Origin of the sequence: Paractinoplanes hotanensis, from assembly GCF_023717965.1 — a bacterium.
In the GTDB taxonomy this organism is placed as follows: domain Bacteria; phylum Actinomycetota; class Actinomycetes; order Mycobacteriales; family Micromonosporaceae; genus Actinoplanes; species Actinoplanes polyasparticus.
Window position 1 is genome coordinate 1 of the sequence record NZ_JAMQOL010000082.1, and the last position, 16705, is coordinate 16705.

At 71.8% G+C, this 16705-nt stretch carries 5 protein-coding genes; 1 reads left to right on the forward strand and 4 read right to left on the reverse strand.

All coding sequences use genetic code 11. The features are described from left to right. Positions 1–9347, reverse strand: a 9347-nt coding sequence (locus tag LXN57_RS44980; RefSeq protein WP_251804451.1) for a LamG-like jellyroll fold domain-containing protein, incomplete at its 3' end; no start/stop codon positions are given. Between the two features lie 57 nt (positions 9348–9404). Between LXN57_RS44980 and LXN57_RS44985 the strand changes: the two genes are divergently transcribed. Next, positions 9405–9977, forward strand: coding sequence for a BMP family ABC transporter substrate-binding protein (locus tag LXN57_RS44985; RefSeq protein ID WP_251804452.1), 573 nt, complete (start codon positions 9405–9407; stop codon positions 9975–9977). Positions 9978–10008: 31 nt separating this feature from the next. Here LXN57_RS44985 and LXN57_RS44990 read toward each other — a convergent pair whose 3' ends face one another. From LXN57_RS44990 to LXN57_RS45000, 3 genes are read right to left on the reverse strand one after another with little or no spacing between them, the layout of a single operon-like run. After that, positions 10009–10662 (reverse strand): ABC transporter ATP-binding protein, encoded by a 654-nt coding sequence (locus LXN57_RS44990; RefSeq protein ID WP_251804453.1) that lies wholly within the window; start codon positions 10660–10662, stop codon positions 10009–10011. 11 nt (positions 10663–10673) lie between these two features. After that, the gene (locus LXN57_RS44995; protein ID WP_251804454.1) at positions 10674–13661 is read right to left on the reverse strand and encodes an FtsX-like permease family protein; all 2988 of its coding nucleotides are present in this window, start codon (positions 13659–13661) and stop codon (positions 10674–10676) included. After that, a complete protein-coding gene (locus tag LXN57_RS45000; RefSeq protein ID WP_251804455.1) occupies positions 13658–16687 on the reverse strand; it encodes an FtsX-like permease family protein in 3030 nt (1009 codons plus the stop codon). The genes LXN57_RS44995 and LXN57_RS45000 overlap by 4 nt, the downstream gene beginning before the upstream one ends. Between the last annotated feature and the right edge of the window lie 18 nt (positions 16688–16705).

Consider the following 16705-nt stretch of genomic DNA (forward strand, 5'->3'; position numbering starts at 1 on the left):
TCGGCCTCCTGCCGGGCGATGTCCTCACCGGTGAACCGCACATCACGCTGATGCTGGTCCATGTCGCGGTTGTACTGAGCGAGCTGACCCTGATACTTCTTCAGCTCACACTCGTAGTCATACGTCCCACACTTGCCATCAACGCCGTACCCGGTGGTGTCCGTGTTGCCCAGCGGGTTGCCCTCGGCGTACGCGAACCGGTTGGCCGCCCCGGAAGCCGGGTTCGGGTTGTTCGACGCCGCGTCCCGCGTATCGAAGGCACCCGTCTCCGGGTCGTACCAGCGGGCCCACATGTTGACCTTGCCAGTGCCCTCATCGGTCCACTGCGACTGATAGCCGAGCCTGCCGATCATGCCGCCGGAGGCCAGGACCTTGCCCCACGGGTCGTACGCCACCGACGCGGCCAGGGCCGCGCCGTTACCCAGGAACTCGCCCACCACGTCGGTGTGCAGGTCGGTCCACGCGTACCGCTTGGTCCCACCCGAGGCGACGCCGACCAGACCGTCGGCCGCGTCGCGCACGTAGGTCGTGGTGCTGTCCCCGGCGACCGTGTTCGCGAGACCCGTGTACGTCAGGCCTGGCTTGATCATGCGGCCGAGACCGTCGTAGGTGTAGGTGCGCGTGTCGCCGCCGGCCACGGTCTGCGACGTCACCTGGTTGAACGCGTCGGTTTCCGTCTGCTGCTCGACGCCGTTCTCGATCGTGCTGGTCAGGGTGCCCCGCGGCGAGTAGTGGTACTGCGTGCCGTCCGACGACGACAGCAACTGGTTGCGCTGGTCGTAGGCGAACGTCTTGCCGTCGGCCTGGGTCCGGTTGCCCGACTTGTCGTAGGCGTAGACCGTCGGTGTCGTGCCGTTGTTCCAGCCGATCAGACGGTCGGCCAGGTCGTACGTGTAGGTGTTGGCGGCCGCGCCGGTGAAGCCGGTCGTCGTCTTCGAGGTGAGGTTGTCGTTGAGGTCCCAGCCGTAGGCGATCTTCGCGACCGAGGCGCCGCCGGCTGTCTTGAGTTCGTCCGAGGTGACCCGGTGCAGGTTGTCGTAGCCGAACGACCGGACGTTGCCGCCGGCGCCGTGGGTGATCGAGCTGACCATCGACATGGTGTTGTACGCGTACGTCATGTCGACGCCGGCGCCGCTGTTGACGACCGTCTTCTGCCGTCCCGCGGTGTCGTAGGTGTACGAGGTCGTCCCGGCCGCGTCGGTGCGCGAGGCCAGCGCGCCGTCGAGGTTGTACGTGTAGGACGACGCGCCCGACACCCCGCCGATCGTCGTCGGCAGGCCCCGGTCGTCGTACGCGATCGTGGTGTCCCCGGCCGAGCCGGTCAGCGACGTCACCCGGCCCGCGGCGTCGTACCCGAACGTCTTGTCGACCGTCGCGACCTGGGCGCCGGCGCCGGTGTTGCGGGTCAGGCGGCCCATGTTGTTGTACTCGGACGTGACCTCGACACCGCCGGGCGACGTGGTGCGCACGGCTCGGCCGGCCGCGTCGTACGAGGTCGTGAACGTGCGGTCGGCCAGGTTCGGGTGGGCCGCCGTGGCCGGCTCGATCTGCGACTCGGGCAGGCCCCAGGCGTTGTACGTGGTGACGAAGGTGTTGCCCCGCCCGTCGGTGAACCGTGTGCGCTGCCCGGCCAGGTCGTAGCCGAACGCCGACACGATCGCGTCGGAGCCGCTGATCGGCTCGGTCTGCGTCACCAGTTGCCCGCGGGCGTCGTACGTGAACGTCCGCGTCGTGCCCCGGGCGTCGGTGCCCTCGACCAGGTTGCCGGCCGCGTCGTACTGGCTGGAGACCGTCCGCAGCGCCGCGCCGGCCGCCGACCACGACTTGGCCTCGACCATGCGGCCGGCCAGGTCGTAGGCCGCCGTCTCGTAGGTGTTGTCGGGCGCCGTGACCCGCACCGGCCGTCCCGCGCCGTCGTAGCTGGTCAGCGTGGTGTTGCCCGCGCCGTCCTCGACCGACTTCTGCTCGCCGGCGGCGTTGTACTCCATGGTGGTGACCACGCCGGCCGCGGACGTTACCGTGGCCGGCCACGGCCCGCCTGCGTACGCGAGCGTCGTCGTGCTCGCCTGCCCGGTCTGGCGCACCGCCTGCGTGCTGGTCAGCGTGCGGCCCATGAAGTCGTAGGTGGCGGTCGCCCTGGCCCCGGTCGGGTCGGTCTGCTCGAGCAGGTCGCCGTTCTTGGAATAGACGAACGAGCTGACGCCGTCGTCGGGTGCGGTGACCTTCGTCGTACGGCCGAACCGGTCGTACTCGAAGCTCGTGGTGTTGCCGAGCGGGTCGGTCGTCGACGCGACCTGGCCGACCGTGTTGTAGGCGTTGGTGGTCTTCGCGGTGATGGGCGTGGACGAGCCCGGCGCGACGTAGTCGGGCAGCTGGGTCTCGAGCGGACGGCCGACCGCGTCGTACCGGGTGGTCGACACCCGGCCGAGCGGGTCCTGCTGCTCGGTGAGCTCGCCGAACGTGTTGTAGCCGGCCCGGGTCGTCGACACCGAGACGACCGGTGTCCCCTCCCCGGTCACACTGGCGGCTTCCGGCGCCGTGAGCACGGCGGCCCGGCCGGCCTCGTCGTTGGTGACGTACGTGATGTAGCCGCGGGCGTCGGTGGCCGAGACCGGCGAGCCGTCCGCGTCGAGGTTCTGGTTGGTGCGCACTACTTTGGCACCGGCCGCCGGCACCGCGCCCGAGCTCAGGTTCTGCGCCTCGGTGGTGGTGAGCGCCGACTGGAACGCGATCGCCTCGTCGAACAGGCCCTGCGCGGCCGTGCTGCCCAGGTGCCCGACCTGGACCTTGGCCGCGGTCACGGGCACGAAGTCGGTGGCCGTGGCGGGCGCGAGCGCGACACCGTTGACGTACAGCCGGGCCGTACGGCTGGTCGCGTCGTACGAGGCCGCCAGATGCGCCCACGTGCCGGCGGCGGGGACGGTCCCGTTGGCCGACTTCAGCGTGAGGGCGGTCTCCGCGCCCGCGGCGGTGGTCCCGTTGATCGTGAGCTGGAACGCGTTACCCGTGACGTACTTCAGCTCCATGGCCGGGCGCCCGGCGGCGGCCGGCATCGACAGCAGGGGGCGGTCCGCGGTCCGGTCGCCGACGTTGACCCGGAGGCCGGCCGTGTAGCTGCGGCTGGTGTCGACGACCGGCTGGTTCGCCGTGACCGCCGCCGCGGCGCCGGTCAGCGACACCGAACCGCCGCGCTCGGTCGACCAGGTCGCCCCGGCGCCCGCCACACCGCGGGTGTTGCCCGCCGCGTCGGCCGTGCTGCCGGCGGTGATCTCGCCGAACATCCACCGGAAGGTCGGGGTGAGCCCGGCCGACGTGTACGTCGTCTCGGCCAGGGCCCGGCCGAGCTTGTCGAACATCGACTCCGACCGGCTCACGACCGTGCTTCCGGTGGTGAGGGTCGTAGTCAGCACGTCGTCGTTGACCGAGTACGTGTGGGTGGTGGTGCGGTTCAGGCCGGCCGGGTCGAGCGTCGCCGTGAGCCCGCGACCGGCCGCGTCGTACGTGCGGGTGGTCGTGGTCAGGCCGTTGTTGGTGACCTGCGAGGTCAGGTTGCCGGCCGAGTCGTACGCGTTCTGCTCCTCGACGTAGGCCGTGCCGGTGCCGTTCGCGCTGTTGTAGCGGGTGACCTTGGTGAGCAGGTTGTTGTCCGTGTACTCGTACTTGGTCACGAAGTTCATCGCGTCGGTGACCGACGCCAGGCGGCCCGCGGGGTCGTAGGCCATCTTCTTGACCGGGTCGGATTCGCCCTCGACGGTGACCTCGAGCTCGTTGCCGAGCGGGTCGTACTTGGTGCGCACGACGCTGTCGTCGGCGTGCGTCTGCGAGGCGACCCGCCCGTACGCGTCGTAGCCGATCGTCACCGTCTTGCCGAGCGCGTCGGTCTCGGTCGTACGGCGCCCGAACGTGTCGTAGCCGAACGACACCGTGCGGGACGCGTCACCGCCGGTCGCGTCGGCCACGGTCTCCGACGTCGGCAGGCCGTCGTCGTTGTAGACCGTCGTGGTGACCGGCGTGTGCACCGCCCCGGTCACGTGGTTGGTCACGGCGGCGCCGGTCTCCTTGACCACCCGGTCCTGCTTGTCGTACTCGTACTGCGCGATCATCCGCGACGTACCGCCGACGACCTCGATCTCCTTGGTGGTGCGGCCGAGGGCGTCGTACTCGTACTCGGTCCGCTTGCCGGCCGGGTCGGTGGTGCTGAGCAGGTCACCCGCGGTGTTGTAGGTGATGGTGACGACGCTGCCGCCCGGCTTGAGGATCCTCGTGGGCAGGCCGGAGGGCGCGGTGGAGCCGTTGGTGTATTCGACAGTCGTCCTGCGGCCCAGCGCGTCGGTCTCCGAGGTGCGGACCGCGTTGTCCGTGTTGTAGGTGTACGTGGCCAGGTACCGGTCGTCCGACGAGTTCGCCGACCCGGGCCCGCGCTTGGTGAGCAGTCGGTCGTTCATCACGCTGGCGCCGGGCTGCTCGGTCGTCGCGTCGGGGAAGTACGTGTAATAGGTCGTCGTGCACCGGTCGGTCGACCGGTTCTGACAGGTCGCGGTCGAGACGACGTTCCCGCGTACGTCGTGCTCGTTGATGGTCTGGTTGCCGTTGGGGTCGGTGACCGTACGCAGGAAGCCCTTGGTGCTGTAGCCGTAGCGCGTCTGGTTGCCCATCGGGTCGACCTCGGCGAGCTTGCGACCGCCCTGCAGGTCGTGGATGTCCCGGCTCACCACGGGCGCGTCGTCGGTGTGGTCGGGTTGCTGCACGCTGTAGGTCACCGACGGCACGGCCGTGGCGGTCACCGCGTTGCGCGCCTTGAACTGCGCCTCGACCATCTTTCCGTCGAGCGGCTTGCTGTACGTGGCGACCTCGGCGATCTGGCCCATCCAGCCGCGCGCGGTCGGCGGGACGGTCTCGTGGGTGCCGGGCGTGTACCCGCCGCCGAGGTAGCCGGCGCCGGCGTACATGTACTTGGCGACGTTGTCGCGCACCGGTACGCCGGCCAGGCTGCCCTGGATCTTGCCGTCCAGGTAGAGGCTCTGGTTGTCGTCCCAGGTGACCAGCGCGACGTGGTGCCACTTGCTGTCGTTGACCTTGGCCGCGCTCCGGATCGGGTTGACCGCGCTGGTGCCGAACTGGCCCCTTAGTTTGCCCTCGGAGTCGACGTAGAGCGCCGTGTACGTCTTCGTCGTCGTGCCGCCCTGGATGGCCGCGTTGCCGTAGCTGAACAGCGGATAGCCGTTGACCGACGTCTTGAACCACATCGAGACCGCGGACAGATTCATGTCGGTCACGCAGTCGGCGCCGCAGGTCGTGGGATCGCGGGCGGTGAGGCGGGACGGGAAACCGTCGAAGTTCGCCGCCGTGGTCAGCGGCCAGAACGGCCCGTTCCAGCCTAGTTCGACGGCGTTGTAGGTCGCGGTCTCGCCGTTGATCTGGTTCTTGGCCTGGGTCGCGGCCGCGTCGTTGAGGCGCCAGTAGTTGTTGGGCACGCCGGCGAGCACGGAGCTCTCGTACACCTTGGTGGTGCCGCCGACCGTCGGGTCCTGCGGTCTCCAGATCGCGCCGTTGCTGTCGGTCACCTGGCTGACCCGACCGTCGATCGGGTCGTACGTGACCTGCCCGGCCGGGTTGCCCGACGGCCGCAGCACCTTGGTCAGCTGGCGGACCGGGTTGTTCGCCTCGTACAGGTCCCGGGCGGTCGCCGCGTTGACCGGGGTGTCGAACAGCGCCACCTCCGACAGCGCGCCGTTGAAGTTGCGCCGGTAGCCCGCGTTGCTGGTGGTGTCGTCGACACCGCTGTCCCGCCAGCCACCCCCGAGCCAACCGGCGCCCAGGTAGTTGTAGACCGGCGTCATGTCCTGCACCTGCAGCCCGGTCTGGGTGGCCGCCACCTCGCCGTCGACGTACATCGTCTGCGAGTTGCCCGAGGCGGAGAGGACGACGTGGTGCCAGTCGTTGTCGGCCAGGATCGTGCCGGACTTCATCGCGGTGTGCAGCCGGGGGAAGTACCGCTGCCAGAGCGCGCGCGGCCTGGTGTCGCAGGGCCGCTGCCCGATGGCTCCGGTGTACGACTGACCGGTGACCTCGATCCGGCTGAAGCACATGTACGAGTAGTCGCTGACGATCTCGCCGTTGGCCCGCACGTCCCACTTCAGCTTCGCGCTGCCGTCGCAGGTGGCCGTGACGACGAAGACCTTGCCGTAGTCGCCGTTCTCGGGGGCGATGCAGCGGACCTGTCCGCCGGTGGTGACCCGCAGCTCGCGCGCCGTCGTCCAGCTGAACTGGTGGCTGACGGAGCCGGTGCAGCCGAACAGGCCCAGCCGGGCCCCCACGGTGGCGGTGTTCCCGGCCACGCCGATGCACTCGTTGGACGACGGGGTGACCAGGGTGCCGATCGCGGTGCCCGGCTGCGGCGCGACCGGGAAGCCACCCATGAGGTGACCCTCCGTGCTGAGGTACAGCGTCGGGTTGTAGCCGGCCTTGGTGGAGACGTTGTCGCTGTTCTGCCACGACTGGCCGTACAGCACCCGGGAGGTGCTGCTCGGAGCAGCCTTGAACCACATGCTGACGGCCTGGTTCGAGGCGTCACCGGACAGCTTGGACGCGGGCAGGGCGACCCGCGCCGAGCCGTTGAACCCGACCGCCTTGGCCGACGAGCCGGCGAGCGGGCCGGCGACGTTGAACGTGACGCCGTGGTAGGTGCCGTTGTCCGTCCCGGCGTTCTCGAGCACCGAGCTGCGGACCGACGTGCCGCTGGTCTCGGTCAGCCGGTAGTACGACAGCGGCTGGTTGTTGGCCACCACGGTCTGATACAGCGAGCCGTCGGCGTACTGGTAGGAGTGGCACTTGGTGCTGGAGGTCGGCGGGCAGACGGTGGTCAGCGCGGTGCCCGAATAGGTGTAGGTCCACCGGTTCGCGGCGCCGTTCACCGCGTCGGTGCTGACCTGCGTCACGTGCTTCGGGGCGGTCGTGCTGTCCCAGGTCAGATACAGCTTGCGGCCCGACGCCGCCTCCAGGCTGTCGATCCGGCCGCTGACCCAGTTGAGCTTCAGCGTGCGGTTGTGGACGTCCTTGAACGTGCTGAGCGCCCACACCCCGTTCGGTTTGGCCTGCAGGAACTCGTAGCGGTTGCCGTCCTTCTCCCACAGCCGGTATCCGCCGGTGATGCTGTTCAGGATCGCGCTGCGCCCGGCCGGCGAGGTGAACGTGCCGTCGGCGTTGCGGCCGAACGCCATCTCGCGACCGTTCGGGTAGGTCAGCACGACCGTGCTGCCGCGGTTGACGACCTTGGAATCGAGGATGCTCGACCAGCCCGCGCCCAGGGCCTGGGTCGTACGCGGGTCGTTGCTGTTGTAGTAGCGAACAATCTCCAGCGCCGGGCCGACCGTGGTGACGATCGCGTCGCGGGCCGAGGTGGTGTAGTTGCCCGCGGCGGGATCGAACGAGCGGCCCGAGTTCTGCGACAACCCCGAGGTGACCGCGGGTTGCGGTACGGGTGTAGTGATCAGGTTCTTGTAGAGGTACTCCTGGTTAGAGTCCAGGCCGTCGTCGACGCGCACGCTCCAGTAGTAGGACTCAGCCCACTTGAACACGCCGGTCGGCACGGTCCACGACTTGCGGTACAACGGAATCGACCGGCCGATCTCGGTCTTGCCGTCGCTCCCGTACAGGATGAACATGTAGCGCAACGACCCCGGCCCGTCGTCCGGGTCGGAGGCGTCGGCCAGCAGCTCGGGCGTGAGCGTCGGCACGGCCCGGCCGTAGCTCGGATACTGCTCGTTGACCTGCGGCCCGGTGTTCTCAGCCGCCGTCACCTCGACGAACGGCTGGAACTCGCCGCCCTCGACATTGCCCGACGTGAACCGCTTGAACGCGCCGGCGTCGGTCTCCGTGGTGGTCAGCGCCAGCGCGACGTCCGTCGGCTCCCCCGCCGTCCAGTCGGTCACCGCGTCCTTCTCCAGCGGCACACTCCACCACTTGCCGACACCACGGTCACCGGCGCCGTTGGTGCACGCCGGGCGGTTGTCCGCGACCTCCAAGGTCCCGATGGGATCCGAGTACGCCGGTGCGGCGGCCAGACCGTCCTCGTCGGCGGGCGGGGTGCCGTCGAACGGCACGGTCACCCGCCGTACAGAAATCGGCTGCTGGTTCCCGCAGTCGGCCGACCACGAGTGGAACAGGTTGAGCGTCGCCGACCTGACCAGCTTGTCGCCGAAGCCGTCGGCCGCAGCCGCGTCGAACCCGATGTACGACCGGGCCACCGCGGACCCGTCCTTCCAGGTGCCGACAGGCAGGTCATCGGTGTCCCGGTTGGTCGTGGCCGGGTCGGCGTCGGCAAACGTATCCGTCCGCGCGTCCCCGGTCACGATCGTCGTGCCGATCCGCACCGGATATTCCCGGGCCGGGTCGGCCAGCCAGGCCGGATCGGCCGACACTGTCACCGAGCCGGCGTCCACCGTGAGGGTCACCGGCGCCTGGGCCGCGCTTCCGGACATCGGGTCGACGTTGGCGTCCTCCATGGTGCCGGGCGTCATCCGCAACGCGACCTGGCCCGCCGCATCGGCCAGGGCGACTGCGCCGTCGGTCGCGGTGCGCGCCGTCAGCCCGTCGAGGGCGAGCGGCAGCACCCATTCGCTGTCCGCCGGCCGCTCCTTCAGCACGATCGTGCTGCGCAGGCCGTCCGCGAGCGCCTCGGCCTCGAGGTCGATCGAGGGCAGGATCTCCCCGTACGTCGCCACCGAGCCGGCGGCCGCGGCGGGCGTGCCGGCAGCGCCGTCCACTCCCAGCGCGACGCTGTCCCCGGCGGCGGTGGTCACCGTGGCCAGTTCGTCGTCGGCGCCGGCCGGGGCCAGGCTGACGCCGACCGAGTTCGCCGTCGTCTCGAGCCGCCCCTCACGCGTGGTCAGCTCGGTGTCGATCGGCTGCCAGCGACCGTCCACGTCGCGGAAGTTGACCCGGCTGCCGTAGAGCCGGCGGGTCGCCGATCCATCGGCGTTGCGGTACTCGGTGAACCGCTCGCCGGACCGCTCCGGCACGCGCACGCTGGTCTTCTCGTCGAAGCTGTCGGCCCCGGGCGCGACCGGCGCGGTGTACTTCTTCTGCTGCGGCGGCTCGGGAAGCTCAGCGGCAACAGCGCCGATGCCACGGCCGGCCGGCTGACCGGCGCCGCCCTCGGAGCTGGTCTCGTCGGCCGAGACGTAGTGACCCCGGCCCTCGCCGGACGGATTCTTCTGCACCGGCAGGCCCAGCACGTCGGCCAGGGCGGCCGGCTGCTCAAGCCACGAAAACAGCCCACGCAGCGGGAATCCGCCCTCGGCCGGAACCGCCCCGGGCGGCAGTCCGACGGTGAAGGCCAAAGCCATAGCGGTAACGACACCAAGCCAGCGGCGCACGATGCTCCCCCGTGATCAACGTGACCGATGAGCGACGATCACGCACAGCGCAGAGATCATCAACGAATCGACGCATCCATACAAGACGTTGTTTTGAAGATCATTGACACGTACGATCCGCCGGTGCGTCAACGAGTGATGTGGTGGGCGGCCGGAGCTGCCGCATTGGTGACCAGCGCCGCCCTCGGCACCTGGCTGCTGTGGCCCGACCCGCCGCGCCAACGTGACTACGTCGATGCCACCGCCTGCCTGCTCACCGGTTCCGACGGGGTGACCGGCGCCGCAACCCAGCCACTGTGGACGGCCATGCAGGAAGCGTCCCTATCGAGCCACGCGCGCGTGCAGTACCTCGCGGTCGCCGGCCCTCAGACGCCGGCGAACGCGCAGGCGCATCTCAACTCGCTGGCCGGAAGCCGATGCGGCGTCGTGGTCGCGGTGGGCAAGACGCAGACCGATGCGGTCGCGGCAGCCGCCAAGAGTTTCCCGGCCGTACGCTTCCTGGCCATCGACAGCGGAGCCGAGGCATCCAACGTGTCGGTCGTCGCGGCCGGCTCGTTCGCCGAGACGATCGATCGCGAACTCACCGACCTCGTCTCCTGACGGCACCCACCCGCCTGACCCACCCGCCTGGTCAAGGCCGCAACCAGACCGCCTCGCCGTCGCCCAGGTGCAGCTCGCGGTCGCACGCCGCGGCGGCCTCGGGGTCGTGGGTGGCGAAGACCACGGCGGCGCCGCGGGCGGCCTCGGCTCGCAGCAGTTCCATGACGCGCTGGCGGTTGGCCGCGTCGAGCTCGCTCGTGATCTCGTCGGCCAGCAGGATGTCGCCCTGCAGGGCCAGGCCGCGGGCGATGGCCGTGCGCTGCTGCTGGCCGCCGGAGAGCTCCTCGATGAGCTGGTTGGCCTGGCCCGAGAGGCCCAGCGGCTCGAGCGCCTCGGCGGTGCGCCGGCGGGCCTCGGCTGCCGTGCCGCCGGTGGCGATGACCGCGACCGAGATGTTCTCGGCGGCGGTCAGGATCGCGGCCAGGCCGTTGTCCTGCGGGATCAGCACCACGCCGAGCTTCACCGCCTGGTCGCGGCCGGTCAGCCGCTCGCCGTCGACCAGCACCTCGCCGCGGACCGGGGTCAGCAGGCCGGCCAGGGCGCTGAGCAGCGTGGTCTTGCCCGCGCCGGAGGTGCCGGTGACGGCCAGGATCTGGCCTGGCCGCGCGTCGACCGTGACGCCTCGCAGCACCGTCAGGTCGGCATCCCAGGCGAGGTCGGCGTCCACAACGCTGAGTGTCTTCATGTGGTGATCCCCTAGGAAGGCGTGATGCGACGGCGGAGGTCCCGGCCGGTGGCCAGGGCCACGGTGGCCAACAGTAGAAGGACGAGAACGGTCGTGCCGGCCAGCACCAGCACCCGGGGCCAGGACGGCAACGGCAGATCGACCGGGTCGACCCCGGCCAGCGGCAGCGCCCACGCGGTCGCCGCCCACCCGGCCAGCGCGGTCAGCATGCCGGTCACCGCGGCGATGCCGACCAGCGCCGGGTAGGTCCACAGCGTCGCCCGGCTCATGGTCGGGCGGCGCAGGCCCTGCACGCGCAGCGCCGAGAGGTCCTCGACTCGGCGGGCCCGGTCGACTGCGGCCGCGAGCACCAGGACGAAGGCGCCGAGCAGCACGGCGAGGCCGCCCGCGAGCAGGTGGAACCAGAGCGACAGGGCCGGGCCCTGCTCGGCGAGTTGCCGCAGGACCTGCGCCGACCGGGTGTCGGAGCGGATCGTCAGCCCCTGGGCGGTCAGCCGCTCGACCACATCGGCCGGAGCGTGGGAGTTGAGCCACACCTCGGGCAGCAGCGCCGGGGCGGCGTCGGTCGCCAAGCGGTCGGCGTATTCGAGGTCGACCAGGCTGGCGTGCCCGCCCAGGCGTGGCACGACGGGCAGGTCGAAGACCCCGGTGACCGCCATCGGCCGGCCGTCGAGGCCGGTCAGCATGTCACCGGACGGGTCACCGCCCGCGAATCCCACCGGCAACGGGTAGGGCGTGTCGGCCGGCTGCACCCAGGCGCCGTCGGGTAATCCGCCGGGCTCGTCGACCTCGATGCGCAGACCCTCGGGGGCAGTGCTGATCCGGCCGTGCCGGGGCATCCGCCATCGATTCGCGTCTTTCAGCCAGGCGGAGTCGCTGCTCACGCTCTCGAGGGTCACCTCACCGGTCACGCCGACCACGTTGCCGTTGACCTGAAGCTGGAAACCGTTGACGCGGCAGCCCTGGTCGCACGCGTCGACCCGCTGCTTGTAGGTCCACTCGCCCGGGCGCAGGTCGCCGAGCGCCACCAGGGTCTCGCCGAGGCCGGTCAGCGACGAGACGGACACATTGAGCCGCAGCTCCTTGCCCTTCACGATGCCGCCGGCGGTCGCCTTGATCCTGAGGTCGGGCCCGCCGATGGTGGGCGCGGCGGGTGCCTCCGGGCGCAGCGCACGCGCCACCTCACCGGCCGGCGGCGCGCCGTCGGGCCAGGTCGGCACGGTGGTCAGCCGGGTCGAGTCGACGGCCAGGCCGAGCGGCTCGCGGCCGTCGCTGTTGCGCAGCCGGGCGGCTGCCATGGCGAACCTCCCCTCCGGGTCGACCTGTCTCACGGCATGCAGCAGCCGGCTGCGGTAAACCGGCTCCACCTCGAGCACGCGGCTCGCGCCGACGCCGAGTTCGGCCTGAACGACCCGGCCCCGGGCGGCCACGTCGATCGCGCAGGTCGCATATCCGGCGACGGCCACGGTCGCGACCAGCAGCGCGAAGAGCCGCTGGGCGCCGGGACGGCGGGAGAGCTGGAAGCCGGCCAGGGCGGGGCCGAGCCGGCCGGCGGCGAGCGCCCCGGAGGCGTACCGGGTGACCAGTGGCAGCAGGGCGCGCCCGGCGAGCAGTGCGAGCGCCAGCATGACCAGCGCGGGGGCGAGCAGGCCGACGCCGGTGAGCGACCCGCCGGTGATCACGAGTTGCCCCACGGAAACGACGGCGAGCAGCACGATCACGGCGTCGAGAGTGATCGCGCGGTGGCGGCCGGCGGTCACCGGCCGCCGCAGCAGCGTGGCGACCGGGCTGACGAGCTGGCGCCGCTGCGCCAGCACGGCTGCGGCCAGCGCGGCCAGCGCGGCGTAGGGCGCGTACCGGAGGGAGGCCCAGCCCTCCTCGATGCCGACGCCGGGGAACCGAGCCGCGGCCACCGCGTTGACCATCAGTTGGCCGGCCAGGCAGCCGGCCACGGCGCCGGCCAGGATCGCCGCGAGACTCTCGCCGATCGCCAGCCACCACCGGGTCCACCAGCGCGTGCCGCGCAACGCGACGATCGCGAGCTCGGGCCGGCGGCCCTCGGTGCCGTAGCCGACCGCCAGGAAGATGCTGAAGCAGGCGAGCAGCACGAGTGGGACGGCCAGCACCGGCACCAGCAGGTGGGCCGTCGCGCGGCCCGAGTCGATGCGGTCGAGCAGGGCCGGGACAGCGGTGTTGACCTGCAGATCGGGGCCGATCTCGGTGGCCTTGCGGATCAGCGCCAGCAGGGCGGCGCGCAGCTCGCCGAGCCGGTCGGGGTCGAGCGCGCCGGGGCCGGCCAGCCCGTCGATGGACAGGTCGGTCGGGCCGTGGTCCATCGTGCTGAACGTCGTCGCACCGGTGAAAACGGGCTCCGAGGCGCCCACGCCGGGGAGGGTCGTGAAATAGCCGTGCGTGCCCCAGTAGACGTCTTCGGGGTCCTCGACCGCGTAGGTGCCGGCGATGACGAGCCGCCTGGGGTCGCCGTCCTTCACCCACAGCGGCTGCGGTATTTCGACATACGCCGCGGACGTCAGCGACACCTGGTCGCCGGCGGTCAGCCCGAGGCGCCGGGCCGTCGCCGCCCCGACGACGATGTCGTCCTCGCCGACCAGGCAGCGGCCGCTGACGATGCGTAGGTGGGCGCAGACGTCCTGCCGGAAGACCATCCGGTCGGCGTTGTCGTTGTCCGGCCGGAGCCCGATGATCGGGTAGGACGAGCCGTAGACATAGGTGAATCCGGGCAGCTCGATCAGGGCGGCGCCGACGTCGGTGAAGTCGGGCGCGCCGCTGTCGACCCGGGCGTCCTGCATGCCGGTGATGACCAGGCTGCGCTCGCCGGGCGTGGACGTCTCGATCTGGCCCGCCGCGACCGCCCGGTCGATCGCCGTCAGGTAGGCCGGCGAGGCCACGGCCGCGGCGACCGCGAACAGGGACAGCAGCGCCAGAGTGACGGCCTGTCCACGCCTGGTCCAGACCATGGCCAGCACCAGCGACATCATCGCGCCGCCGCCCCGCCGCGCAGCCCGCGCACCAGCGGCAGCACCGAAAGCCACCCGACCAGGCCGAGCAGCCCGAACGCGATCAGCCCGGCCAGCCCCACGGCCGGCCACCCCAGAGCGCCCGGCAGCGGCAGCACGTCCCACCCGTCGGTGAAGCCGCGAACGGCCACGCGCGCCAACGGGTCGGCGATCGCCGCCGCCACCAGCCCCACCACGACACCCGCCACGATCAACACCCAGGCCCCCGCGTACGCCGTGCCGACCGCCACCCCGAGCGGAAGTCCCTGAAGACGCAACGCCCGCAGTTGCTCCAGCCGTCGGCGCCGGTCGACCGCGCCGGCCACCCCGAGCGTCGCGGCCGCCAGCAGCAGTCCGACCGCCCCGCAGAGCAGCCCGAACCGGGCGACCGCGGCCGGCCCCTGGTCGGCCAACCGGCTCGATCGGCGAGCCACCGTGTCCTCGCCGGTGACGACGAGCCCGGCCGCACGCAGCGCGTCGACCACCCCGGAGCCGGCCCCGGGCGCGAGCCAGACCTGGAACTCACCCGGCGCGTCGGCGTCGCCGGCGATGCGGCGGCTGGTCTCGAGGTCGATGAGGACGCCATTGCTGCCCACCGCGGGCAGCACGCGTGTGGTGCCGTCGACCCGTACCGGGACCGGCTGATCGCCGAGCGACGACATCGACGGCTCCTTGAACCGCCACTCGTCCGGCGGCGGCCCGGCCAGCACGACCGGCGGAGGCAGGGCACTGTCCACGGCGTACACCTGAATGCCGATGTCCGGGGTGCCGGCCCGGTTCTCGTCGCTCGAGATACGCAGGTTCCCGTCGACCGTGGCGATGTCGAGGGCCGCGCCGGCCGTGCCGGAACGCCACCGGGCGATGTCACCGAGCTGGCTGCGGCCGAGGATCTCGGCCGACGGTCCCTGCTGGCCCTGCTGGCTCAGTACGCGCAGGATCACCGCGCTGCCGGGCGGGGCCGGCGGGACGTTGCCGTTGGCCTCGACCGGGCTGCTGAGCTGCCAGCGCAGGATGCGGCAGCCGGGCGCCGCACGGCACCCGGAGACCTGCGCGGTGAGCGACTGCTCGCCCGGGCGCAACGTGCCGAACCGCACCTGGACGGGCAGGCCGGTGCCCTCGTGCTGCAGGGAGAGGCCCACTGCGACCGGTTGCCGGCTGTCGTTGCGCAGCCGCAGGGTGAGCCGGTCGCCGGTGATGGCGGGCGCGGGCCTCGGGCCGGGGTTGTCGGCGGTCGCCGCGGCGAGCAGGTCGGCCGGGCCGTAGACCGGGCGCCAGCGGGCCACGGCGGCCAACCGGGAGCTGTCGACCGCGAGCACGGGCGGGGCGTTGGTGCGGTCGACGACCACGGCCATGGCCTGGTCGCCCGCGGGATCGGCACGGCGCACGGCGTCGAGCAACGTGGCGCGGGTGGGCGTCCGCACCGACAGCACCCGTTCGGCACCCAGCTCAGCCTCGCTGCGATCGGCCCGGGCCCGGTTGTCGCCGAGGGTGAGACCCAGAGTGGTGGCGAAGAGGGCGACCGCGACGACGACGAAGGCGAACACCCGGTCGCTGCCGGGCTGTCGGGAGACCTGCACCGACGTGAGGCCGAGCCGCAGATGACCCGTGCGCATCGCCAACCCGCCACCCCGGTCGGCGACCTGGGCCAGCAGCCGCGCCACCAGCAACGCCACCGCCAGCGCGACCAGGCCCGGAGCGGCGAGCGCCAGCCCGCTGTCGGGCGCGCTCGACCGGGCCTGATAGACGGCGGCCACCGCGATCACGAGCAGCAACAGGTCAGCCAGCCCGCCCCGCCAGTCGCCACGACCCGAGCCGACCTCGCGCAGCAGGTCGGCGACCGGGCGGCGCAGCGCCACGGCCTCGACCACGGCGAGCACGACGAGACCGCCGAGCAGCACCGCGGCAACCGCGGCCAAGGAGAGCAGCAGGGCCTCCCGCTGCTCGACGGGCGAGGCGACGGGACCGGCCAGCCACCGCGCGAGCAGGTAGCCGAGCGGCACGCCGATCAGCGCGCCCGCGGTCAGCGGCAGCATGTGTTGCCCCCAGGCCAGGCGCAGCATCGCGGACCGTGTGCTGCCGCGCAGCTTGAGCAGGGCGGCGTCGCCGCGCCGGTCGCGCCCGGTGTAGTGGCCGGCCAGGCCGATCGCGAACCAGGTGAGCACCAGCGTCTGCGCCATCGCGACGAAGACGCCGAGCTCGATCTCCTGCCGGTTGCGGTCGATCGCCTCGATCAGCGGCCCGGTCGCGTTGACCAGCCGCAGGCCCGAGGCCGCGAGGCGCGCCTCCGCCTCGCGCAGCACCGGGCCGAGCCGGAACCCCTCCTCGCCGCGCAGCAGCTCGTCCGGCACGGTGAGGTCGAAGGTGACGGACGGTTCCCCGAGCTGATCCGACCGGAACGTCTCGATCGGTGTGAAGGCCGGGTCGAGGCCACCGTTCGCCTCGAACAGCGAATTACCCCAGTAGGTGCCGCCCGGGTCGATGTATGTGAACGTCCCCACCACGGTCAGGACGATCGGCTCCGCGCCGGGCGACGACCGCAGGGCCATCGGGTCGCCCGGCCGGAGATCCAGCCGCTGCGCGGCGGCGACGCTGATCGCCGCTTCCCCGGGCGAGGCGGGGCAGGCGCCGTCAAGCTGTACGTGGGCGCAGAAGTCGTCGCGGAAGGCGAGATTCATGGAGGGGGCGCCGCCGCGGGCGCTGGCCGTGAGCGGCAGCGCCAGCCCGGTCACCGGGTCGGCCTGCGGCAGCGGCAATTGGCTCTGCACCGTCGACGCGAGGTCGTCGATCGCGGCCTGTGGGTCGCCCGCGGTGTCGGCCATCTGCCGCACCGACACGATCCGCTGTTCGGGCGGGGCGGCGGTCACGTCGGCCGTGGCCGCGCGGTTGATGCCGGCGTAGGCGAACCACGGCCCGGCCGCGGCGACGGTGGCGGCCAGCGCGGTGAGCATCAGCACGGTCAGCACCTGGGCCGTGCGGGTCCGCACCGCGCCCCAGATGAGCGTGAACATGATTGCCTCCCCCGGCCG